At 70.0% G+C, this 22,963-nt stretch carries 22 protein-coding genes and 1 tRNA gene; 19 read left to right on the top strand and 4 right to left on the bottom strand.

Translation table 11 applies throughout. The annotated features are described in order from the left end of the window. The first annotated feature begins 51 nt into the window (after positions 1-51). The 13 genes from C7S10_RS20505 (at position 52) to pyk (ending at position 14,697) form a co-directional block, all read left to right on the top strand. Entirely contained in the window at positions 52-876 is an 825-nt protein-coding gene (locus tag C7S10_RS20505) for an aminotransferase class IV (RefSeq protein ID WP_108346547.1), read from the top strand. 10 nt (positions 877-886) lie between these two features. Further along, positions 887-1,228 (top strand): phosphoribosyl-AMP cyclohydrolase, encoded by a 342-nt coding sequence (gene hisI, locus C7S10_RS20500; protein ID WP_207769500.1) that lies wholly within the window; start codon positions 887-889, stop codon positions 1,226-1,228. Next, entirely contained in the window at positions 1,221-1,832 is a 612-nt protein-coding gene (locus tag C7S10_RS20495; protein WP_108346543.1) for a Trp biosynthesis-associated membrane protein, read from the top strand. Before hisI ends, C7S10_RS20495 begins: the two co-directional genes overlap by 8 nt. Positions 1,833-1,868: 36 nt before the next feature. Then, positions 1,869-2,069 (top strand): HGxxPAAW family protein, encoded by a 201-nt coding sequence (locus C7S10_RS20490; RefSeq protein WP_108346541.1) that lies wholly within the window; start codon positions 1,869-1,871, stop codon positions 2,067-2,069. Between the two features lie 4 nt (positions 2,070-2,073). Continuing rightward, complete coding sequence (locus tag C7S10_RS20485; RefSeq protein ID WP_108346539.1) at positions 2,074-2,478, top strand: DUF2752 domain-containing protein; 405 nt, start codon at positions 2,074-2,076, stop codon at positions 2,476-2,478. 43 nt (positions 2,479-2,521) lie between these two features. Continuing rightward, a complete protein-coding gene (gene trpC, locus C7S10_RS20480) occupies positions 2,522-3,301 on the top strand; it encodes an indole-3-glycerol phosphate synthase TrpC (RefSeq protein WP_108346537.1) in 780 nt (259 codons plus the stop codon). Next, positions 3,298-4,563 carry a tryptophan synthase subunit beta gene (gene trpB, locus C7S10_RS20475; protein WP_108346535.1) on the top strand — a complete coding sequence of 422 codons (1,266 nt, stop codon included), beginning with the start codon at positions 3,298-3,300 and terminating at the stop codon, positions 4,561-4,563. The genes trpC and trpB overlap by 4 nt, the downstream gene beginning before the upstream one ends. Next, the gene (gene trpA / locus C7S10_RS20470) at positions 4,560-5,402 is read left to right on the top strand and encodes a tryptophan synthase subunit alpha (RefSeq protein ID WP_108346533.1); all 843 of its coding nucleotides are present in this window, start codon (positions 4,560-4,562) and stop codon (positions 5,400-5,402) included. The genes trpB and trpA overlap by 4 nt, the downstream gene beginning before the upstream one ends. Further along, on the top strand, positions 5,395-6,039 hold the full coding sequence (locus C7S10_RS20465; protein ID WP_108346531.1) for an SCO family protein: 645 nt from the start codon (positions 5,395-5,397) through the stop codon (positions 6,037-6,039). The genes trpA and C7S10_RS20465 overlap by 8 nt, the downstream gene beginning before the upstream one ends. Positions 6,040-6,046: 7 nt before the next feature. Continuing rightward, positions 6,047-6,937, top strand: a complete 891-nt coding sequence (gene lgt / locus C7S10_RS20460) for a prolipoprotein diacylglyceryl transferase (RefSeq protein ID WP_207769499.1) — start codon at positions 6,047-6,049, stop codon at positions 6,935-6,937. A gap of 143 nt (positions 6,938-7,080) precedes the next feature. Then, the gene (gene gltB / locus C7S10_RS20455; RefSeq protein ID WP_108346529.1) at positions 7,081-11,670 is read left to right on the top strand and encodes a glutamate synthase large subunit; all 4,590 of its coding nucleotides are present in this window, start codon (positions 7,081-7,083) and stop codon (positions 11,668-11,670) included. 68 nt (positions 11,671-11,738) lie between these two features. Then, a complete protein-coding gene (locus C7S10_RS20450; protein ID WP_108346527.1) occupies positions 11,739-13,196 on the top strand; it encodes a glutamate synthase subunit beta in 1,458 nt (485 codons plus the stop codon). 52 nt (positions 13,197-13,248) lie between these two features. Continuing rightward, positions 13,249-14,697, top strand: a complete 1,449-nt coding sequence (gene pyk / locus C7S10_RS20445) for a pyruvate kinase (protein WP_108346525.1) — start codon at positions 13,249-13,251, stop codon at positions 14,695-14,697. A 1-nt stretch (position 14,698) separates the two neighbouring features. Here the strand turns inward: pyk and C7S10_RS20440 are convergent, their stop codons facing one another. Continuing rightward, positions 14,699-15,418, bottom strand: a complete 720-nt coding sequence (locus C7S10_RS20440; RefSeq protein ID WP_243395511.1) for a transcriptional regulator — start codon at positions 15,416-15,418, stop codon at positions 14,699-14,701. A gap of 95 nt (positions 15,419-15,513) precedes the next feature. Next, positions 15,514-15,596 (bottom strand) — tRNA-Leu (locus C7S10_RS20435). A gap of 39 nt (positions 15,597-15,635) precedes the next feature. On the opposite strand from C7S10_RS20435, the gene C7S10_RS20430 reads away from it, so the two are divergent. From C7S10_RS20430 to C7S10_RS20405, 6 genes are all read left to right on the top strand, one after another. After that, positions 15,636-16,253: an ANTAR domain-containing response regulator gene (locus tag C7S10_RS20430; RefSeq protein WP_108346521.1), complete on the top strand. Its 618-nt coding sequence runs from the start codon at positions 15,636-15,638 to the stop codon at positions 16,251-16,253. A gap of 157 nt (positions 16,254-16,410) precedes the next feature. Beyond that, a complete protein-coding gene (locus C7S10_RS20425; RefSeq protein WP_108346519.1) occupies positions 16,411-17,553 on the top strand; it encodes a branched-chain amino acid ABC transporter substrate-binding protein in 1,143 nt (380 codons plus the stop codon). A 92-nt stretch (positions 17,554-17,645) separates the two neighbouring features. Then, complete coding sequence (locus tag C7S10_RS20420) at positions 17,646-18,662, top strand: branched-chain amino acid ABC transporter permease (RefSeq protein WP_243395510.1); 1,017 nt, start codon at positions 17,646-17,648, stop codon at positions 18,660-18,662. A gap of 8 nt (positions 18,663-18,670) precedes the next feature. Next, positions 18,671-19,858, top strand: coding sequence for a branched-chain amino acid ABC transporter permease (locus C7S10_RS20415; protein WP_207769498.1), 1,188 nt, complete (start codon positions 18,671-18,673; stop codon positions 19,856-19,858). Then, positions 19,851-20,648 (top strand): ABC transporter ATP-binding protein, encoded by a 798-nt coding sequence (locus tag C7S10_RS20410; protein ID WP_108346513.1) that lies wholly within the window; start codon positions 19,851-19,853, stop codon positions 20,646-20,648. Before C7S10_RS20415 ends, C7S10_RS20410 begins: the two co-directional genes overlap by 8 nt. Next, a complete protein-coding gene (locus C7S10_RS20405) occupies positions 20,638-21,357 on the top strand; it encodes an ABC transporter ATP-binding protein (protein ID WP_108346511.1) in 720 nt (239 codons plus the stop codon). The genes C7S10_RS20410 and C7S10_RS20405 overlap by 11 nt, the downstream gene beginning before the upstream one ends. Before the next feature lie 74 nt (positions 21,358-21,431). Here C7S10_RS20405 and C7S10_RS20400 read toward each other — a convergent pair whose 3' ends face one another. Together C7S10_RS20400 and C7S10_RS20395 are read right to left on the bottom strand one after the other, a co-directional pair. Then, positions 21,432-22,166 (bottom strand): amino acid ABC transporter ATP-binding protein, encoded by a 735-nt coding sequence (locus tag C7S10_RS20400; protein ID WP_108346509.1) that lies wholly within the window; start codon positions 22,164-22,166, stop codon positions 21,432-21,434. Further along, on the bottom strand, positions 22,163-22,963 hold the full coding sequence (locus C7S10_RS20395) for an amino acid ABC transporter permease (protein ID WP_108346507.1): 801 nt from the start codon (positions 22,961-22,963) through the stop codon (positions 22,163-22,165). Before C7S10_RS20395 ends, C7S10_RS20400 begins: the two co-directional genes overlap by 4 nt.

The following is a 22,963-nucleotide window of genomic DNA, read 5'->3' as shown; positions in this document are numbered from 1 at the left end:
ACGCGTGTCCTGGCGCCGGTTTCGGCCCGTCCGCACGCCTAGAGTGACGCCATGCGCGCCTGGTTCGACGGACAGCTCCTCGACGATCCCACCGCCGCGGTGCTGAGCGTCACCGACCACGGGTTCACGGTCGGTGACGGGGTCTTCGAGTCGGTCAAGACGCTCGACGGCGAGCCGTTCGCGCTCACGCGGCACCTGACCCGTCTCGGCCACTCGGCGAAGGGCCTGGGCCTGGAGGCTCCCGACGAGGCGGAGGTACGCCACGGGGTGGATGCGGTGCTCGCGGGCAGCGCCGACCCGATCGGCCGGCTGCGGATCACCCTCACCGCCGGGCCGGCCCCGATGGGCTCGGGCCGGGGTGACGGTCCGGCGACCCTGGTCGTGGCCTACTCGGCGATCGAGCCTGCGGCGGCGTCGACCGCCGTACGCACCGTGCCGTGGCCGCGCAACGAGCGCGGCGCGACCGCCGGCCTCAAGACGACGTCGTACGCCGAGAACGTCATCGCCCTCGCACACGCCCGCGAGCACGGGGCGAGCGAGGCGATGTTCGCCAACACAGTGGGTGACCTGTGCGAGGGGACCGGGTCCAACGTCTTCTACGTCGTCGACGGCGAGCTCCGGACCCCGACGCTGGCGAGCGGCTGCCTGGCCGGCGTGACCCGGGCGCTGGTGCTCGAGTGGTGCGGGGGAGTCGAGGTCGACGAGCCGATGGCCGAGGTGGCCGCACGGATGAGCGAGGCGTTCCTCGTCTCCACCACGCGCGACGTGCAGGCGATCAGCCGCTGGGACGACCGCGACCTGCCTGCCCCCGGCCCCGTCACCGCGGAGTGCGCCCGCACGTGGGCGCAGCGCGAGGCCGATCACCTCGACCCCTGATACTGGGGGCGTGACCGACCTCGACCCCGCCATCGCCGCACGCCTCAAGCGGACCCCCGACGGACTGGTCCCCGCGATCGCGCAGCAGTACGACACCGGCGAGGTGCTGATGCTCGGCTGGATGGACGACGAGGCGCTGGCGCGCACGCTGACGTCCGGCCGCGCGACGTACTGGAGCCGCTCGCGCCAGGAGTACTGGGCCAAGGGCGACACCAGCGGACACGTCCAGCACGTCCGCGAGGTGCGGCTCGACTGCGACGGCGACACCCTGCTCCTCAAGGTCGACCAGGTCGGCGCGGCCTGCCACACGGGCGACCGCACCTGCTTCGACGCGGACCAGCTCGATGCCTGAGGACGGCACCCGGCGGAGCACCTTCGGTCCGGTCGTCCTCCTCGGTCTCGCCTCCAGCGCGCTGGCGGCCGTCGCGGGCACCAAGGCCTGGGTCGCGATGAGCGCCGGGCAGGCCACCGCCAGCGGCGGAGCCATGGCCTCGACCCTCGAGGTCTCCGCCCCCGGCGAGATGCCGCTGGCCGCCGCGCTCAGCCTCGTCGTCCTGGCCTGCTGGGGCGTCGTCCTCGTGACACGCGCCCGCGTCCGACGCGGCGTGGCGGTGCTGGGCGCCGTCAGCGCGCTGGGCCTGCTCGTCACCACCGTGTCCGCCTGGTTCACGCTGCCGGACTCGTTCCGCGACGCCCTGCGGAGCACGGTCGGCGACGTCGAGGTCGACTCGACCTTCACGTGGTGGTACGCCGCTGCGCTGGTCGCCGCCGTCGCGAGCGTGTTCACCACGGCGGCCGCCGTCCGCTTCACGCCGGCCTGGCCCGAGATGGGTGCGCGCTACGACGCCCCGACCGGTGAGGGGACGGCGCCGACGGAGCCCGAGGGCAACATCGACCTCTGGAAGGCCCTCGACGAGGGTCGTGACCCGACCGAGGGCGAGCGCCCCCTAGACTGACCTCGCACGGACGGACACGATCAGGGAGCTCTTCACATGGCGGACAACCACGGCAACACTCCTGCAGCCTGGACTGCCGTCGGCGTCGCCATGCTCGGCTTCCTCGTCGGCGGGATCGCGCTGATGCTGACCCCCGTGAACATGGTGCTGTTCTGGATCGGGATCGCCCTCGGTGTCGTGTCCTTCCCGCTCTTCCTGGTCATGGCGCGGCTCGGTTTCCACACCGAGCACCACTGAGCGCATGAGCGAGCGGGCCGGTCGGCTCGCCTCCCCGCTGGCGATCGGCGGACTCGTCGCCGTCGCGAGCCTCGCCCTGCGGCTGCGTGACCCGCACGTCAGCGGCGCCTGGGGCTACTGCCCGACGAAGCTGCTGACCGACCTCGACTGCCCGCTGTGCGGTGGCCTCCGGGCGGTCAACGACCTCACCCACCTCGACCTCGCCGCGGCCCTGTCGAGCAACGTGCTGGTCGTGCTGGCCATCCCGGTCGTCCTCCTCCTCTGGGCGCGGCGCCTGGTCGCCTGCTGGCGGGGCGGGGAGGCGATGCGACCGCTGGTGGTCCCCACCTCGGTGTGGGTCGTCGGTCTCGTGGTGCTCGCCGTGTTCACCGTCGTGCGCAACCTGCCCGGATCCTGGCTCGCTGCCTGAACCACCCGACCCGGCACTGGTGTCCGGGTGAGAAGGTAGGGACATGTCCGTGCTCGATGAGATCATCGCCGGCGTCCGCGAGGATCTCGCCGCTCGCGAGGCCGCCACACCGCTCGCCGACGTGCGTGCGGCCCTCGCCGACGTCGATCCCACACGCGACCCGATGCCGCACTTCCGCGCGCAGGGGTCGAGCGTGATCGCCGAGGTGAAGCGGGCCAGCCCGAGCAAGGGTGCGCTGGCGGACATCCCCGATCCCGCCGAGCTCGCTGCGGCGTACTCCCGCGGCGGCGCAGCCGCGATCTCGGTCCTCACCGAGCAGCGTCGCTTCCACGGCTCGCTCGACGACCTGCGTGCCGTGCGTGCCGCGGTCGAGACGCCGATCCTGCGCAAGGACTTCATCGTCTCGAGCTACCAGCTCGTCGAGGGCCGTGCCGCCGGCGCCGACCTGGCGCTGCTCATCGTCGCGGCGCTCGACGACGACGAGCTGCGCCGGTTGTACGACGAGGCGCGCGAGCTCGGGCTGACGGTGCTCGTCGAGGTCCACGACGAGTCCGAGACCGAGCGCGCGGTCGCGCTCGGTGCCGAGCTGGTCGGCGTCAACGCGCGCAACCTCAAGACGTTGGCTGTCGACCCCGACACCTTCGGGCGGCTCGCGCCGCTGGTGCCGGACGACCGGGTGCTGGTGGCCGAGTCGGGGATCAACGGACCCGACGACGTGAAGCGCTTCGTCACCGAGGGCGCCCGTGCGGTGCTCGTGGGCGAGGCGTTGGTGAAGGACGGCGACCCGCAGGCTGCGGTGCGCGCGATGACGGGAGTGGCATGACGACGACGACGAAGTACGACGCGGACGAGCTCGGCTACTTCGGCGACACGTGGGGTGGCCGGTTCATGCCGGAGGCCCTCGTCGCCGCGCTCGACGAGCTGACCGTCGCCTGGCAGGAGGCGATGGCGGACCCGGAGTTCGTCGACTCCTTCGAGGCGATCTGCCGCGAGTACGCCGGCACCCCCAGCCTGCTCTACCACGCGGAGCGGCTCTCGGCGCAGGTCGGCGCCCGCGTGCTGCTCAAGCGCGAGGACCTCAACCACACCGGCGCCCACAAGATCCGCAACGTGCTCGGCCAGGCCCTGTTGACCAAGCGGATGGGCAAGACCCGCGTCATCGCGGAGACCGGCGCCGGCCAGCACGGCGTGGCCAGCGCCACCGCTGCGGCCTACTTCGACCTCGACTGCACCGTCTACATGGGCGCCGTCGACACCCGTCGCCAGGCCCTCAACGTCGCGCGCATGCAGCTGCTGGGCGCCAAGGTCGTCCCGGTCGAGTCGGGCAGTGCGACCCTCAAGGACGCGATCAACGAGGCGCTGCGCGACTGGGTGGCCAGCGTCGACCACACCGCCTACCTCTTCGGCACCGCCGCCGGGCCGCACCCGTTCCCGAGCATGGTGCGTGACTTCACCCGCGGGATCGGCGACGAGGCACGGGCCCAGTGCCTCGAGCAGTACGGCGCGCTGCCGGACGCCATCGCCGCCTGCGTCGGCGGCGGGTCCAACGCCATCGGGCTGTTCACCGCGTTCCTCGACGACGAGTCGGTGGAGATCCACGGCTTCGAGCCGGGCGGCGACGGGGTCGAGACCGGTCGCCACGCGGCGACCATCCACGCCGGCGACGCGGGCGTGCTGCACGGCGCCCGCACCTACGTCCTCCAGGACGAGGACGGCCAGACCATCGAGTCCCACTCGATCTCGGCCGGCCTGGACTACCCCGGGGTGGGGCCGCAGCACGCCCACCTCGCGGCGACCGGGCGGGCGACGTACACCCCTGTCACCGACGCCGAGGCGATGGAGGCGCTGGCCCTGCTGAGCCGCACCGAAGGCATCATCCCGGCCATCGAGTCGGCGCACGCGCTGCACGGCGGCCTCGAGGTCGCGCGGCGGCTCGGGCAGGAGAAGGGTCCGGACGCGACGGTGGTCATCAACCTGTCGGGACGCGGCGACAAGGACATGGGCACCGCCATCGAGTGGTTCGGCCTCGGCGACGCCGAGGAGGGCCCGGAGGCGGACCTCCCGATCGAGGGGGGAGAGCAGTGAGCGGACGCACCGGCGTCTCGACCGCGTTCGAGAAGGCGAGGGCCGAGGGCCGCGCCGCGCTGGTGGGCTACCTCCCCGCCGGCTACCCGACCGTCGACGGCTCGATCGAGGCCCTCAAGGTCATGGTGGAGGCCGGCTGCGACGTGATCGAGATCGGCCTGCCCTACAGCGACCCGGTGATGGACGGACCGACCATCCAGGCGGCCGCCCAGCAGGCCCTCGAGGGCGGGATCCGCACGAAGGACGTGCTGCGCGTCGTCGAGGCCGTCGCCGCGACCGGCGCTCCGACGCTGGTGATGACCTACTGGAACCCGATCGAGCACTACGGAGGCGCCAGCCGACGCATCGACGGGCACAGTGGCGTGGAGCGGTTCGCGAGAGACCTCGCCAGCGCCGGCGGTGCCGGTCTGATCACCCCCGACCTGACGCCCGACTCGGCCGGGGAGTGGATCGCAGCCGCTGACGAGCACGACCTCGACAAGGTGTTCCTCGTCGCGCCCAGCTCGACGCCCGAGCGGATCGCGCTGACCACGGCCGCCAGCCGTGGCTTCGTCTACGCGACGGCCGTCATGGGCGTGACCGGTGCGCGCACCACGACCAGCGACCTCGCGGGTCCGCTCGTCGAGCGCACCCGCGCCACGACCGAGCTCCCGATCGGGGTCGGCCTGGGGGTGAGCAACGGCGACCAGGCGGCCGAGATCGCGGCGTACGCCGACGGCGTGATCGTCGGCTCCGCGTTCGTGCGCACCCTGCTCGACCACGAGGGCGACCTGGACGCCGGGCTGGCCGCGCTGCGCGCCCTCACCGAGGACCTCGCCGGGGGAGTACGGCGTGCGTGACCTCCGCCGATGGCTGGGTGTCGGGCTAACCGCGGCCCTGCTCTCGGGATGCGGCGCCCAGGCCGAGGTGGATGCCGGCCACGCGATGACGGGCACGCTGCTCGACCCGCCGTTCACGGTCGACGGTGCAACGTTGACCACCGCAGATCTCGTTGAGGTGGATGACGGTTCGACGGACTGGGTGTCGTCGCCGTACAGCCTGGTCGACGACACGGACAAGAAGCTGACGCTGGTCTTCTTCGGCTACACCCACTGCCCCGACATCTGCGGCATCGTCATGTCGACGATGGCCTCGGCCGTGTCCCGCCTGGACGCCGACGAGCGCTCCGACGTCGACGTCGTCTTCATCACCACCGACCCGCAGCGCGACACCCCTGAGCTGACCGACCAGTACGCCACCAACTTCGACGCCGACTTCATCGGCGTCAGCGGTGACCTCCGCACGATCATCGACGTGGCCAAGCCGCTGGCCATCTCGGTCGAGCAGGGCGACAAGCTGCCCAGCGGCGGCTACGACGTCACCCACGGCACCCAGATCGTGGCGATCGACGCCGACGACGAGGGCATCGCCTACTGGAGCGAGGACGTGTCCTCCGCCCAGCTGGCCGCCGACCTCCAGCACCTCCTGAGCGAATGAGCGCCCGATGACCTCCCTGATCACCCTCCTCAGCATCCCGAGCCCGAGCCAGGGGACGTGGGACATCGGACCGTTCCCGCTGCGCGGCTACGCCCTGTGCATCATCGCCGGCATCATGGTCGCCATCTGGATCGGCGAGCGCCGCTGGGTGGCGCGGGGAGGCACGGCCGGCGAGATCGCCGACCTCGCCGTGTGGGCCGTCCCGTTCGGCCTGGTGGGCGGCCGGCTCTACCACGTGATGACGGACTGGCAGCTCTACTTCGGCGAGGACAAGAACCCGATCACCGCGCTGTACGTGTGGCGCGGCGGGCTGGGCGTCTGGGGCGCGATCGCGATGGGCGCGCTCGGCGTCGTCATCGGCGCCCGCCTGCGCGGCATCAAGCTGCTGCCGGTCCTCGACGCCATGGCTCCGGGCGTGCTGATCGCCCAGGCGCTGGGCCGCTGGGGCAACTGGTTCAACCAGGAGCTCTTCGGCCGCCCGACCGACCTGCCGTGGGCGCTGGAGATCGACGAGGCGCACCGCCCCGACGGTTACCTCGACAACGCGACCTTCCACCCGACGTTCCTCTACGAGTTCCTGTGGTGCGTGGCGGCCTTCGCGCTGGTGGTCTGGCTGGACCGGCGCCTGCGGCTCGGGCACGGACGGGTCGTTGCCCTCTACGTCATGACCTACACGCTCGGGAGGTTCTGGATCGAGAGCCTGCGCATCGACGACGTGCAGCTCAAGGACGTGCTCGGCCTGCGGTTCAACGAGTGGACCTCGATCGTGCTCTTCGTGCTCGCCACCGCCTACTTCGTCTGGGCCGGGCGACGGCACCCCGGGCGCGAGGAGCAGGTCTACTCCCGGCAGCCCGAGGAAGAGTCCGTGCACGAGACCGCGGTCGAGTCTGCGGACTGAGATCGCTGTCTCACCGTGCGGCTGGTGCGGTGATAGATTTTCCCGTGCGCGGGCCAATGCCGTCCCCTGCCGATCGCCATCACCTCCGCTCACGTCCGTCCCCGACGGTGCCGTGAGCGCACGACGACGGGAGAACGCCCGAGATGGACGCCTTCTCACCGCCCGCAAGCCGAGTGACCTCGGGACAACTTGTCGGCCCCCAGGCCCAGGGGCTCTATGACCCCCGGCACGAGCACGACGCCTGTGGCGTGGCCTTCGTCGCCACGCTGACCGGAGTCGCCAGCCACGACATCGTGGCCCAGGCCCTGACCGCCCTGCGCAACCTCGACCACCGTGGTGCCGCCGGCGCCGAGACCAACTCCGGCGACGGCGCGGGCATCCTGCTGCAGGTGCCCGACGCCTTCCTGCGCGACGTGGTCGACTTCGACCTCCCGGGCGCCGGAAGCTACGCGGTCGGCACCGCGTTCGTCGCCGACCCCGACTCGCTGGCCAAGACCCAGGCGCAGATCGAGCAGATCGCGACGGAGGAGGGCCTCAGCGTGCTCGGCTGGCGCGAGGTCCCGACCAACCCCGACGTGCTGGGCGCGACCGCGAAGAGCGTGATGCCGAGCTTCGTCCAGGTGTTCGTCGCCGGTGCCGGGTCCCGCGTGGCCGGCATGGCGCTCGAGCGCCTCGCCTTCTGCCTGCGCAAGCGCGCCGAGCGTGAGGCCGACGTGTACTTCCCGTCGCTCTCGGGCCGCACGCTGGCCTACAAGGGCATGCTGACGACCGACCAGCTCGACAACTTCTTCCCGGACCTGGTCGACGAGCGGGTCGCCTCGGCGCTGGCCGTCGTGCACTCGCGGTTCTCGACCAACACCTTTCCGAGCTGGCCGCTCGCGCACCCGTTCCGCTTCATCGCCCACAACGGCGAGATCAACACCGTCATGGGCAACCGCAACTGGATGCGCGCCCGCGAGGCGCTGCTCGACAGCGCCGTCATCCCCGGCGACCTCGAGCGCCTCTACCCGATCTGCACGCCCGGCCACTCCGACTCCGCGTCGTTCGACGAGGTGCTCGAGCTGCTGCACATGGGCGGGCGCTCGCTGCCCCACTCGGTGCTGATGATGATCCCGGAGGCGTGGGAGAACCACGCCGAGATGGACGAGAAGCGCCGTGCCTTCTACGAGTTCCACTCCTCGCTGATGGAGCCGTGGGACGGGCCGGCGTGCGTCGTCTTCACCGACGGCAGCCAGATCGGCGCCGTGCTCGACCGCAACGGCCTGCGTCCCAGCCGCTACTGGGTCACCGAGGACGGCCTCGTCGTGCTCGCCTCCGAGGTCGGCGTGCTCGACCTCGACCCGGCGACGATCGTGCGCAAGGGCCGGCTCCAGCCGGGCCGGATGTTCCTGGTCGACACCGACGAGCACCGCATCGTCGAGGACGAGGAGATCAAGACCGAGCTCGCGAGCGAGCACCCCTACGACGAGTGGCTGCACGCCGGGCTGATCCACCTCGACGACATCACCGAGCGCGAGCACATCGTGCACACGCACGCCTCGGTCACCAGGCGCCAGCAGATCTTCGGCTACACCGAGGAGGAGCTGCGCGTCCTGCTGACCCCGATGGCCAACACCGGTGGCGAGGCGCTCGGCTCCATGGGCACCGACACCCCCATCGCGGCGCTCAGCGACAAGCCGCGACTGCTCTTCGACTACTTCGCCCAGCTGTTCGCCCAGGTCACCAACCCGCCGCTCGACGCGATCCGCGAGGAGCTCGTCACCTCCCTCAGCGGCACCATCGGGCCCGAGGCCAACCTGCTCGAGCCGGCGCCCGCGTCGTGCCGCCAGGTCGTGCTGCCGTTCCCGGTCATCTCCAACGACGACCTCGCCAAGATCCGCCACATCAACCGTGACGGCGACATGCCCGGCTTCATCACCCACGTGTCCCGCGGCCTCTACGAGGTCGAGGGCGGCGGCGAGGCGATGGCGCGTCGCATCGACGAGATCTGCGTCGAGGTGTCGGAGGCGATCGCCGACGGCGCGCGGGTCATCGTGCTCTCCGACCGGCACTCCACCGCCGAGCTCGCACCGATCCCGTCGCTGCTGCTCACGGGTGCGGTCCACCACCACCTCGTCCGTGAGAAGACCCGCACCCAGGTCGGCCTGCTCGTCGAGGCCGGCGACGTCCGTGAGGTCCACCACGTGGCCCTCCTCGTCGGGTACGGCGCAGCGGCGGTCAACCCCTACCTCGCGATGGAGTCCGTGGAGGACCTCGCGCGCGAGGGCTACTACGTCAAGGTCGAGCCGGAGAAGGCCGTCGCCAACCTGATCAAGGGACTCGGCAAGGGCGTCCTCAAGGTGATGTCCAAGATGGGCGTCTCCACCGTGGCGTCCTACACCGGAGCCCAGATCTTCGAGGCGGTCGGTCTCTCGCAGGCCGTGGTCGACAAGTACTTCACCGGCACCACCTCCAAGCTCGGCGGGATCGAGCTCGACACGATCGCCGAGGAGGTCGCGCGGCGTCACGCCTCGGCGTACCCCCGCGGCGGCATCGCCCCGGCCCACCGCGAGCTGCAGATCGGCGGCGAGTACCAGTGGCGCCGCGAGGGCGAGCCGCACCTGTTCGACCCGGAGACGGTCTTCCGCCTCCAGCACTCGACCCGGTCGGGCAGCTACGAGGTCTTCAAGCAGTACACCTCGCGCGTGGACGAGCAGTCCGAGCGGCTGATGACCCTGCGCGGGCTGTTCCGCTTCAAGGACGGCGAGTCGACCGGTCGCGCCCCGATCGGCATCGACGAGGTCGAGCCGGTCAGCGAGATCGTCAAGCGCTTCTCCACCGGTGCGATGTCCTACGGGTCCATCAGCCAGGAGGCGCACGAGACCCTGGCCATCGCGATGAACCGCCTGGGCGGCAAGTCCAACACCGGTGAGGGCGGCGAGGACGCCGACCGGCTCCACGACCCCGAGCGCCGCAGCTCGATCAAGCAGGTCGCGTCGGGCCGGTTCGGGGTGACGAGCGAGTACCTCACGAACTCCGACGACATCCAGATCAAGATGGCGCAGGGCGCCAAGCCCGGCGAGGGCGGCCAGCTGCCGGGCCACAAGGTCTACCCGTGGGTGGCGAAGACGCGGCACTCGACCCCCGGCGTGGGCCTCATCAGCCCGCCGCCGCACCACGACATCTACTCCATCGAGGACCTGGCGCAGCTGATCCACGACCTCAAGAACGCCAACCCGTCGGCCCGCGTCCACGTGAAGCTGGTCTCCGAGGTCGGCGTTGGCACGGTCGCTGCGGGCGTCTCCAAGGCGCACGCCGACGTGGTGCTCATCTCCGGCCACGACGGCGGCACCGGCGCCTCGCCGCTCACCTCGCTCAAGCACGCCGGCGGTCCGTGGGAGCTCGGCCTGGCGGAGACCCAGCAGACCCTGCTCCTCAACGGGCTGCGCGACCGGATCGTCGTGCAGGCCGACGGCCAGCTCAAGACCGGTCGCGACGTCGTCATCGCCGCGCTCCTCGGGGCCGAGGAGTTCGGCTTCGCGACCGCCCCGCTGGTGGTCTCGGGCTGCATCATGATGCGCGTCTGCCACCTCGACACCTGCCCCGTCGGGGTCGCGACGCAGAACCCCGTCCTGCGCGAGCGCTACAGCGGTCAGGCGGAGTACGTCGTCAACTTCTTCACCTACATCGCCGAGGAGGTGCGCGAGCTCCTCGCCGAGCTCGGCTTCCGCAGCATCGACGAGGCCGTGGGGCAGGTCGGGTCGCTCGACATCGAGCGGGCCGTCGGCCACTGGAAGGCGGAGGGCCTCGACCTGACGCCGATCCTGCACCAGGCCTCGGCCCACGGTGAGTTCGGCCAGTTCGCCGACCAGGACCTGCGCAACACGAAGGGGCAGGACCACGCCCTCGACAAGGCGCTGGACAACGAGCTGATCGCGCTCGCCGCCCCGGCGCTCGAGCACGGCGAGCCCGTGCGGGCCCAGGTCGCCGTACGCAACGTCAACCGCACGGTCGGCACGATGCTCGGCCACGAGGTGACCAAGCGCTACCGCGGCGAGGGACTGCCCGACGGCACGATCGACATCACCCTGACCGGCTCGGCCGGCCAGTCGTTCGGCGCCTTCGTGCCCCGCGGCATCACGCTGCGGCTCGAGGGCGACGCCAACGACTACGTCGGCAAGGGCCTCTCGGGCGGGCGGATCGTCGTGCGCCCCGACCGCAGTGCGACCTTCGACGCGAGCGACCAGGTCATCGCGGGCAACACGATCGCGTACGGCGCCACGTCGGGCCAGGTCTTCCTGCGCGGCAAGGCCGGCGAGCGCTTCTGCGTGCGCAACTCCGGCGCGAGCGCCGTGGTGGAGGGCGTTGGTGACCACGGCTGCGAGTACATGACCGGGGGAGTGGTGGTGGTGCTCGGCCCGACCGGGCGCAACTTCGCGGCCGGCATGTCGGGCGGCTACGCCTTCGTGCTCGACCTCGACGAGGGTCGGGTCAACCCCGAGCTCGTCGACCTCGGACCCGTCACCGGCGACGCGGTCGAGGAGCTGAAGGCACTCATCACCCAGCACGGCGAGGAGACCGGCTCGAGCATCGCCGCCGAGCTGCTGGCCGACTGGGACACCGCACTGGGCCGCTTCACCGAGGTGATGCCCCGCGACTACAAGCGCGTCCTCGACGCCCGGGCGGAGGCCCTCGACGAGGGCCTCACCGAGGACGAGGCCAACGCCAGGATCATGGAGGTACTCCATGGCTGAGCTTGCGAACTCCATGGACATCGAGCAGAGGATGGCCGCCTGTGGCGCGCCGACGAAGGAGGCGCGACATGGCTGACCCGAAGGGCTTTCTGAAGGAGGGCCGCCAGGTCGCGACGCGTCGCGTCGTCGAGGAGCGGGTCTCGGACTGGAACGAGGTCTACCCCGACGGCATCGGCCGCGCGCTGCTGCCGATCATCACCCCGCAGGCCGGACGCTGCATGGACTGCGGCATCCCGTTCTGCCACCAGGGCTGCCCGCTGGGCAACATCATCCCGGAGTGGAACGACCTGGTCTGGCGCGACGACTGGGAGGGTGCGATCGAGCGGTTGCACGCGACCAACAACTTCCCGGAGTTCACCGGGCGGCTGTGCCCCGCGCCGTGCGAGACCGCCTGCGTGCTGGGCATCAACCAGGACCCGGTGACGATCAAGAACGTCGAGGTCTCGATCATCGACAAGGCGTGGGAGCAGGGCAACGTCCGGCCCCAGCCGCCGGAGTGGCTCTCGGGCAAGACCGTGGCCGTCGTGGGCTCCGGCCCGGCCGGCCTGGCCGCCGCCCAGCAGCTCACCCGCGCCGGCCACACGGTCGCGGTCTACGAGCGCGCCGACAAGATCGGCGGCCTGCTGCGCTACGGCATCCCCGAGTTCAAGATGGAGAAGAAGCACCTCGACCGTCGCCTCGACCAGATGAGGCGCGAGGGCACCGTCTTCCGCGCTGGCGTCAACGTGGGCGAGGAGCTCACCGGGCGGCAGCTCAGTGACCGATACGACGCCGTGGTGCTCGCGATGGGCGCGACCGAGGCCCGCGACCTGCAGGTCCCGGGTCGCGAGCTCGGGGGCATCCACCAGGCGATGGAGTTCCTGCCGCAGTCCAACCGCGCGTCGCTCGGTGAGGAGGTGGAGGGCCAGATCCTGGCCACCGACAAGGACGTCGTCATCATCGGCGGCGGCGACACCGGCGCCGACTGCCTCGGCACCTCCATCCGGCAGGGCGCGCGCTCGATCACCCAGCTCGAGATCATGGCGCAGCCGCCGGAGACCCGCCCGGGCGGCCAGCCCTGGCCGACGTACCCGATGACGTTCCGCGTCTCGTCGGCGCACGAGGAGGGCGGGGAGCGGGTCTATGCCGTCTCCACGCAGAAGTTCCTCGGTGATGACGACGGCCACGTCTCCGGCCTGCGGCTGGTCGAGGTGGACGCGAAGTTCCAGCCGGTCGAGGGCACCGAGCGCGAGATCCCGGCCCAGCTGGTGCTCTTCGCGATGGGATTCGCCGGCCCGGAGAAGCCCGGGCTCATCGAGCAGCTGGGCGTGGAGCTCGACCAGCGCGGCAACGTGGTGCGCGACGCGGCGTACGCCTCGAGCGTGGACGGCGTGTTCGTGGCCGGCGACGTGGGTCGCGGGCAGTCGCTGATCGTGTGGGCGATCGCCGAGGGTCGCGCCGCTGCGGCGGCCGTCGACACCTACCTCACGGGCTCCTCGACGCTGCCGGTGCCGATCAAGCCGACGGATCGCCCGCTGGCGGTGTGACGTTCACCGGATGAGTCCTTTGGATCGATCAAAGATCCGCTAGGGTCGAGGCGTGCGTAGAGCGAAGATTGTCTGCACCCTCGGCCCGGCGGTCTCGACCGCCGAGGCCATCCGCGAGCTGGTCGACGCCGGCATGGACGTCGCCCGGCTCAACATGAGCCACGGCGAGTACGCCGAGCACGAGCGGCTCTACCACCTGGTCCGCAAGGCCAGCGACGAGTCGGGGCACGGCGTCGGCATCTTCGCCGACCTCCAGGGACCCAAGATCCGGCTCGGGCTCTTCGCCGACGGCCCGGTCAAGCTCAAGCGCGGCGCGACCTTCACGATCACCACCCGCGACGTCCTCGGCGACGGCGAGCAGTGCGGGACGACGTACAAGGGACTGCCCGGCGACGTGAAGCCCGGCGACCCGCTGCTCATCGACGACGGCAAGGTGCGCCTGCGGGTGACCTCGGTCGACGGCACCGACGTCGTCACCGAGGTGGTCGTGCCGGGCAAGGTCTCCAACAACAAGGGGATCAACCTGCCCGGCGTCGCGGTCTCGGTGCCGGCCCTGTCGGAGAAGGACACCGAGGACCTGCGCTGGGCGCTCAACCTCGGCGTCGACTTCATCGCCCTCAGCTTCGTGCGCAGCGCGGCCGACGCCGAGGACGTCCGCGCGATCATGCGTGAGGAGGGCGTCTTCGTCCCGATCATCGCCAAGATCGAGAAGCCCCAGGCGATCGAGAACATCGACGAGATCGTGGACGCCTTCGACGCCATCATGGTCGCCCGCGGCGACCTCGGGGTCGAGTGCCCGCTCGAGGACGTGCCGATCCACCAGAAGCTGATCATCGACAAGGCGCGGCGCAACGCCAAGCCCGTCATCGTCGCCACGCAGATGCTGGAGTCGATGATCGGCGCTCCCGCTCCGACGCGCGCGGAGGCCAGCGACGTCGCCAACGCGGTGCTGGACGGCGCCGACGCAGTCATGCTGTCGGGCGAGACCAGCGTGGGTGAGTATCCGATCATCGCTGTCCAGACCATGGCGCGGATCGTGGCCTCGACCGAGGACCACGGCCTGAGCCACATGGCCGCCGTGACCTGGCAGCCGCACACCCGAGGCGGCATCATCGCCAAGGCCGCCGCCGAGGTGGCGCTGTCGGTCGGTGCGGTGTTCCTGGTGGCCTTCACCGTGAGCGGCGACTCCGCCAAGCGCCTCTCGCGCTACCGCGGCCCGGTCCCCGTCCTCGCCTTCACCCCCGAGGCCCGCACCCGTTCCCAGCTCGCGCTGACCTGGGGTGTGGAGACCTTCCAGGGCGCCGAGGTCGAGCACACCGACGAGATGGTGCGCCAGGTCGACGAGGCGCTGATCCACATCGGGCGGGTCAAGGAGGGCGACCTCGTCGTCATCATCGCCGGCAGCCCGCCCGGGATCCCGGGCTCGACCAACGCGCTGCGCATCCACCGGATGGGCGACGCGATCAACGGCGCCGCGCCGGCCTACCGCCGCACGACCTGAGTCAGCTCTTCGGGCCGATCAGGGCGTCGAGGTCCGCGACCGCCTCTCTCCTCGACACCGAGACGGTCCAAGGTCCTGATCGACGCCAGGCCACCCCGACCAGGTCGAGGGCCCAGCCGCACAGGGCGAGGATGTCGTCGGAGCGGTTGCTGAACTGCCAGCGCGGGTAGTCGTAGCGCCGGCGTTCACCGGCCACGACGCGAGTGGCCCAGTTGGCGACCCGAGCGCCGTCGGAATGGAACAGCCCGCGCAGGAAGTGCGACGGGAACGCACGCACGATCTCGGCCTGCCAGTCCTCCAGGACGATGGGCCGCTCGTGCTTGCGGCCTGCGCCGTGCTGAGGGAACAGGCAGGGCCAGTGCTTCCAGCCCACGGTCGACACGACGCACCCGGGCACGTGACGAACGTGTGGGCGCGAACCGGGCTTGACTGCGCTCATCAGCTCGAGGACGTGCTGGTTGAGTCGGGCGTACTGCTGGTCGTTGTATACGTGCAGGTTGTAGACCTGCCGCCTGCCCTGCGAAACATAACCGTCGCCGAGGTACCAGCCGAGGAGCTCGGCATAGGCGACGCGATCCAACGGGCCGTCCTCGCAGCGCGGGCACGGTGGCGCGAGGTGCTGTTGTCCTCGCTCCTGCCCGCGTCGTTGGTAGAGGCGACGCCACCTGCGGATGGTCTTGACCGCGACCCCGTGGCGTCGGGCGTTGTCTGAATCGTTCATGCCCGCGTCTGAGCACGCCAGGGCGCTGTCGACGACTGACTGGGGACGAACATGGGGCACCCGCTCATGAAAGGGGGCGCCACCGACAATCAGGGTGCCGGGTGTGGGATTCGAACCCACACGCCCTTTCGGACAATGGTGTTTGAGACCATCGCGTCTGCCATTCCGCCAACCCGGCTGGGAAGCGTGGAAACCGTACCCGACTAGCCTTGCCCCCGTGACCGAGCCTGCCGCCGAGAGCACCGACCACCCCGAGGCACGTCGACGCGTCGTCATCGCCGAGGACGAGGCGCTGATCCGGATGGATCTCGCCGAGATGCTGGGGGAGGAGGGCTACGACGTCGTGGGGCAGGCCGGCGACGGGCGTACGGCGATCGAGCTCGCGCAGCAGCTGACCCCCGACCTCGTGATCCTGGACGTGAAGATGCCGGTGCTCGACGGCATCGCGGCCGCGGAGCAGATCGCCGGAGCGCGCATCGCGCCGGTCGTGATCCTGACCGCGTTCTCCCAGCGCGACCTCGTGGAGCGGGCCCGCGACGCGGGGGCGATGGCCTACCTCGTCAAGCCGTTCACCCGCACCGACCTGGTGCCGGCGATCGAGATGGCGGTCAGCCGGTTCGAGGAGGTGGCCACCCTCGAGCGCGAGGTCGCCGACCTCCACGAGTCGCTCGCCACCCGCAAGGCGGTCGACCGCGCGAAGAGCGTCCTGCAGCAGCAGCTCGGCCTGAGCGAGCCGGAAGCCTTCCGGTGGATCCAGAAGACGGCGATGGATCTTCGCCGGTCCATGCGCGAGGTCGCCGAAGGAGTTGTCGAGCACGGCGCCGACGGCGCGTGAGCACGACCGAGTCGGAAAATCGTTACGTCACGAATTGGCAACGGTCGGGGAAGGAACTCCCACGTTGATCCACGGGGCGAATCCGGGGTGCTAGTTTCCCTCCACCGTGTGATCCGGCCCACCCCCGGATCGCGACCACCCCGATAGCGGAGGACTGATGATCCGTTCGAAGAAGACCATGCGCGGATTCGCTGCGCTGGCAGGCATGGCCGTCCTGAGCCTGACCGCTGCGTGCGGCGGCGGCGACGACACCGGCAGCGACGACAGCGGCGACAGCGGCAGCGCTGCCAGCGAGCTGTGCGGCAAGAACCTCGCCTTCCTGGGCGCGCTGACGGGCGACGCGGGTGCGCTCGGTCAGAACATGGTCGGCGGCATCAAGCTGGCCCTGCAGGAGCACAACGACGAGAACGCCGACTGCCAGATCGAGCTCAAGGAGTTCGACTCGCAGGGCAGCCCCGACAAGGCGCCGGCCCTCGCGACCCAGATCATCAACGACGACACCATCTTCGGTCTCATCGGCCCCGGCTTCTCGGGTGAGTCGCTCGCCACCGGCAAGACGTTCTTCGAGGCCGGCCTCCCGTCGATCTCCCCGTCGGCCACCAACGTGACCATCACCCAGCAGGGCTGGACCACGTGGCACCGCGTCATCGGCAACGACGACGCGCAGGGCACCGCCGACGCGAAGTACCTCACCGACACCGCCGGCGCGACCAAGGTCTTCGTCGTCGACGACGGCCAGGACTACAGCAAGGGCCTGGCCGGCACGGTCAAGGAGGCCCTCGGGTCCGCCATGATCGACGAGGACCAGATCTCCGTCGGTGACACGAACATGTCGGCCGTCGTCCAGGCCGTGAAGTCCTCGGGCGCCGACGCCGTCTTCTACGGTGGCTACTACACCGAGGCTGGCCTGCTCGCCAAGCAGCTGCGCCAGGGTGGCTTCACCGGCACGTTCATGTCGGGTGACGGCTCGCAGGACCCCAACTTCGTCAAGGTCGCCGGCGCCCAGGCCGCCAACGACGCCGTCCTCTCGGCGCCCGCCGGCCCGGCCCCGGCCGACTTCGCGGCCTCGGGTCTCTACGCCACCCAGGCCTACGACGCGACCAACATCTTCTTGGCCGCGATCGAGGACGGCGCCTCCGACGGCGAGTCGATCAACGAGTTCATCGGCAGCTACAGCGGCGACGGTGTCAGCGGCCCGATCTCGTTCGACGAGAACGGCGACATCGAGGAGTCGAAGATCTACGCCTACTTCGTCAAGGACGGCACGATGGACGTCGACAACCCCGAGGTCATCGAGTAACACTTCGTCGTTCGTCTGAAGCACTCACCAACAGTTGCGGCCGGGGGATCGCCTCCGGCCGCAACTGACCTGCACGGGCTGAGGGGATTTCCTTGGATTTCGGCGCGCTTTTCGGAAGTCTCGACAACTTCCTCAGCTTCACCATGGGTGGGCTGGTGTTCGGCGCGGTGTACGCGCTCATCGCGCTCGGGTACACGATGGTGTACGGCGTCTTGCAACTCATCAACTTCGCTCACTCCGAAGTCTTCATGTACGGCACCTTCGCCGTGGCATGGATGTTCATCTTCCTCCACGGCACCGAGTCGGTGACCTGGAGCCTGGGCAAGGCGGCACCGATCCTGGTGGCGGCGTTGGTCGGGGCGATGCTGCTGTCGGCAGCCATCGCCCTGCTCCTCGAACGGTTCGCCTACCGACCGCTGATCAGGAAGGGCGCACCCAAGCTCATCGCACTGATCTCGGCCATCGGCGCGTCGTTCGCGCTGGCCGAGGCGATGGGCCTGCGTGACCGCTTCGCCGACAAGCTCGGCCTGAGCGACAACCTCGAGAACTACGTCGCCCCGGGCAAGGCCCGCGACGTGTTCTCCAACCCGGTCACCATCCAGCCGAAGGGCCTCTTCGAGGTCGGCGGCTACACCGTCTCCGACGTCGACCTGGTCATCCTCGCGGCGTGCTTCATCATGATGATCGCGCTCGACACCTTCGTCCGCCGCACCCGTTTCGGCCGCGGCATCCGCGCCGTCGCCCAGGACCCGGAGACGGCGGCCCTGATGGGCGTCAACTCCGGTCGCGTCGTCCAGGTCACCTTCCTGATCGGCGGCCTCATGGCCGGCGCGGCCGCGACTCTCTACATGATGAAGATCGGCTCCACCCGTCAGAACGCCGGCTTCATCCTCGGCGTCAAGGCGTTCACCGCGGCCGTCATGGGCGGCATCGGCAACCTGCGCGGTGCCCTCGTCGGCGGCCTCCTGCTCGGTGTCATGGAGAACTGGGGCTCGGCCGTGTTCGGGTCGGAGTGGAAGGACGTGGTGGCGTTCGTGCTGCTGGTCCTGATCCTGCTGGTGAGGCCCTCCGGCATCCTGGGAGAGTCCCTCGGAAAGGCGCGCGCCTGATGTCCGCTATGAGCACCACCCTCTCCGGGATCGGCCGGCGCTGGGACGGCGTCGTCGATCGCTACAACGCGCTGCCCAAGCCGGCCAGGCTGGGCCTGGTCATCTTGTTCGCGGCGTTCGTCTACCTCCTGCCGCTGCTGCGCCCGCCGATCCTGACGACCAACAACATCGACTTCGGTGGCGTCATGTTCAGCGTCGCGGCGTTCGCCCTCGTCGCGGTCGGGCTCAACATCGTGATCGGCTACGCCGGTCTGCTCGACCTCGGCTACGTCGGCTTCTACGCCGTCGGCGCCTACACGACCGGCGTCCTGACCACCTACCACTGGCACTGGCCGTTCTTCCTGGCCCTGCCGCTGGCCATCGCCGTCACGATGGTGACCGGCGTGATCCTCGGTGCTCCCACCCTGCGCGTGCGCGGCGACTACCTCGCCATCGTGACGCTCGGCTTCGGTGAGATCATCCGGATCACCGTCAAGAACGTCGAGTGGGTCGGCGCCTCGGCGGGCATCAAGGACATCTCGCACCCCAACACGATCGGCGCCGCGCCCAACCCGCCGTTCGACCGCGGCGGCATGTTCGACGTCCCGCGCCTGCAGTGGGACGGCATCATCCCCTCGCTCGACCGCGACCACCCGACGGCCGTGCTGGCCTTCGGTGCCGTGGACGCCATCCCCTACTACTGGGTGATCCTGACGGCCCTGATCCTGGTGCTCGTGGGCGACCGGCTGGTGAAGTCCAGCCGTGTCGGCCGGGCGTGGGAGGCCACCCGTGAGGACGAGGACGCCGCCGAGCTGATGGGCGTGCCGACCTTCAAGTACAAGCTGATGGCCTTCGCCCTCGGTGCCGCGATCGGAGGCCTGTCCGGGGCGTTCTACGCCAGCGGCCAGGGTGGCTACATCAGCCCCGACAGCTTCCCGTTGCTGCTCTCCATGCTCTTCGTCGCCGCCGTCATCGTCGGCGGGTCGGGCAACCGCTGGGGCGCCATCGTCGGTGGTGCGCTGGTGGCCTACCTGCCGGAGCGCTTCCGCGAGTTCGCCGACTACCGGCTGCTCTTCTTCGGCCTCGCGCTGTCCGTGCTCGCCATCTGGCGACCGGAAGGTCTCCTGCCGCCGAGACGGAGCAGGCGCGCCAAGGCGGTCGAGGCCGAGATCGAAGCCCTCGAAGAGGGCGCGCTCGAAGGGAGCACCCATGCCTGACACGACGCCTGCGAAGAAGGCACTCCTCGAGGTCGACGACGTCACCATCAAGTTCGGCGGCCTGACCGCCATGGACTCGGTCTCGTTCCAGATCCGCGAGGGCGAGATCCTCGGCCTGATCGGCCCCAACGGTGCCGGCAAGACGACGTGCTTCAACGTCATGACCGGCGTCTACCAGGCCACCTCCGGTGAGGTCCGCCTCGACGGCGTCTCGCTCGCGGGTCGCCGGCGGCACAAGATCACCCAGCTCGGCCTGGCCCGCACGTTCCAGAACATCCGTCTCTTCAAGTCGATGACGGTGCTGGAGAACGTGATGGTGGGCGCCGACGCCCACAGCAAGGTCGGCTTCTTCGACGCGCTGTTCCGCCTGCCGCGCCACCGGCGCACCGAGGAGGAGGCCCTGGCGAAGGCCAAGGGGCTGCTCGACCTGGTCGGGATCAAGGCGCGCCACGACGAGCTGGCCGCCAACCTGTCGTACGGCGAGCAGCGACGACTCGAGATCGCGCGCGCGATGGCCACCGGGCCCAAGCTGCTGTGCCTGGACGAGCCGGCGGCCGGGTTCAACCCGGCCGAGAAGGTCCAGCTCATGCAGCTGATCAAGAAGGTCCGCGACCAGGGCTACACGGTCCTGCTGATCGAGCACGACATGAAGCTCGTCATGGGCGTGACCGACCGGATCGTGGTGCTGGAGTTCGGCAAGAAGATCGCGGAGGGGACGCCGGCCGAGATCCGTGACAACCCGGCCGTCATCGCCGCCTATCTGGGAGTGGATGAAGAAGATGCTTCTTGAGGTCGAGGGCCTGTGCGTCAACTACGGGCACATCGAGGCCATCCGTGACATCACGTTCGGCGTCGAGGAAGGCAGCATCACGACGCTGATCGGCGCCAACGGCGCCGGCAAGACCACCACCCTGAAGACGATCTCGGGGCTGCGCAAGGTGCGGGCGGGCCGAGTCCTGTTCGACGGCAAGGACATCACCAACCTTCCGCCGTACGACCGGGTCAAGCTCGGTCTCTCGCAGTCGCCCGAGGGTCGTGGGTGCTTCCCCGGCATGACGGTGCGCGAGAACCTGGACATGGGCGCCTACGTGCGCTCCGACCGGCGGACCCCGGCCTACCAGGCCGACCTGGACCGGGTGTTCGAGCTGTTCCCGCGGCTGCTGGAGCGCGTCAACCAGGCGGCCGGCACGATGTCGGGCGGCGAGCAGCAGATGCTCGCGATCGGGCGGGCCTTGATGGCCAAGCCGCGGCTGGTGCTGCTGGACGAGCCCTCGATGGGGCTCGCACCGAAGTTCATCCAGCAGATTTTCTCGATCATCAGCGAGATCAACGCCCAGGGCACCACCGTGCTGCTCGTCGAGCAGAACGCCGCCCAGGCGCTCAAGCGCGCCGACTCCGCCCACATCCTCGAGACCGGCGAGATCGTCCGGTCCGGCACGGGCGCCGAGCTCGCTGGTGACGACTCGGTGCGCGCCGCCTACCTCGGTGGGGACGTCTGAGCGGACCCACCCAGGACGGCGAAACGGCCCGGCCTCCCGTGTGGGAGGAGCCGGGCCGTTCGTCGTTGCGGGAGCTACAGGACCTTGGAGAGGAAGGCCTGGGTGCGCTGGTGCTGCGGGTTGCCGAGCACCTCGCGCGGGTCACCCTCCTCCACGATCACGCCGCCGTCCATGAAGACCAGCTTGTCGCCGACCTCGCGGGCGAAGCCCATCTCGTGGGTCACGACCATCATGGTCATGCCCTCGGAGGCGAGGGTCTTCATGACGTCGAGCACGTCACCGACCAGCTCCGGGTCGAGCGCGGACGTCGGCTCGTCGAAGAGCATCATGTCGGGGTCCATCGACAGTGCACGGGCGATCGCCACGCGCTGCTGCTGACCGCCCGACAGGTGGCCGGGGTAGACGTTCTCGCGCCCGCTGAGCCCGACCTTGTCGAGGTTGGCGCGGGCGATCTCGACCGACTCCTTCTTCGAGCGGCCCCGCACCTTCTCCTGGGCGACCGTGAGGTTGCGCAGGACCGACATGTGCGGGAAGAGGTTGAACTGCTGGAAGACCATGCCGATGCGCGAACGCACGGCGTCGAGGTCGGTCTCGGGGTCGAAGATGTCGACGCCCTCCACCAGCACCTGGCCGGAGTTGGCCTCCTCGAGCCGGTTGATGCAGCGCAGCAGCGTCGACTTGCCCGAGCCCGACGGCCCGATGACGCAGACGACCTCGCCGTTGTCGACGTGGAAGTCGATGCCCTTGAGCACCTCGTTGTCGCCGAAGGACTTGTGCAGGTCCTTGACCTGGATCGCGGGCGTGCTCATCGGGTCCTCCGTTGGCGTCGCTCCAGCCACGCCACCAGCTGGGTCAGTGGGATCGTGATGACGAGGTAGAGCGCCGCCGCCTGCACCAGGCTGGTGGCGGTGCCGGCCGTCGGTCCGCTGCTGAAGAAGTCGCGGGCGACGGTGGTGACCTCGCGCTCGCCGACCTGCATGCCGATCACCGACAGCAGGGCGGTGTCCTTGATCAGGAGCACGAACTCGTTGGTCAGCGGCGGGATGACGATGCGGAACGCCTGGGGGAGCACCACCGTGACGGTCGTGCGCCCCGAGCTCATGCCCAGCGAGCGAGCCGCCTCGGTCTGTCCCTTCGGCACGGCCTGGATGCCCGCGCGCAGGGTCTCGGCCATGTAGGCGGCGCCGACCATGACCAGCGCCAGCAGGCCGGCACCGACCGTGCCGCCCGGAGGTGTCCACTGGAAGGCGATCGGGATGCCGAAGGCCATGAAGATGATCACCAGCAGGGCGGGCAGGCCGCGGAAGAACTCGACGTAGATCGTCGCCAGCCACCGGTAGGGGCCGAGCGGCGACAGCTTCATCAGGGCGAGCACCAGGGCCAGCAGGAGGCCGAAGGCGAACGCGATGACCGTGTAGATGATCGTGTTCTTGGCGCCGACCGTGATCAGCGGACCCCAGGAGTCCCACGAGGTCCACCCGGCGGAGGCGAAGAACTGGGTCTTGATGTCCGCCCAGTCGGCCGCGAGCACCAGCGCCAACAGCAGCGCCGCCAGGACGGCGTAGAGGACGCCTTGGACCAGGCGGCGCCGCGTCGAACGCTTCAT

The organism is Nocardioides currus, from assembly GCF_003057875.1.
Taxonomy (GTDB): domain Bacteria; phylum Actinomycetota; class Actinomycetes; order Propionibacteriales; family Nocardioidaceae; genus Nocardioides; species Nocardioides currus.
This window is presented reverse-complemented; position numbering and strand designations above follow the sequence as displayed.